At 46.4% G+C, this 235-nt stretch carries 1 protein-coding gene; it reads left to right on the top strand.

Annotated elements, in window-relative coordinates:
• Positions 1-235: BMC domain-containing protein (locus HMPREF2780_RS02245; RefSeq protein WP_105026052.1), on the top strand; the 235-nt coding region annotated here is incomplete at both ends.

Raw genomic sequence — 235 nt, 5'->3', positions numbered from 1 at the left:
CTTCAGAAGCATTAGGAATGATTGAAACCAAAGGATTGGTTGGTTCAATAGAAGCAGCAGATGCAATGGTAAAAGCAGCTAACGTTACCTTGATAGGTAAAGAACATGTTGGCGGTGGATTAGTAACTGTTTTAGTTCGTGGAGATGTTGGCGCCGTGAAGGCGGCGACAGATGCAGGAGCAGCTGCAGCACAACGTGTGGGAGAATTGATTTCAGTTCACGTTATCCCACGTCC

This window comes from Streptococcus sp. HMSC062B01, from assembly GCF_001811085.1.
GTDB classification, from domain to species: Bacteria; Bacillota; Bacilli; order Lactobacillales; family Streptococcaceae; genus Streptococcus; species Streptococcus gordonii.
This window is presented reverse-complemented; position numbering and strand designations above follow the sequence as displayed.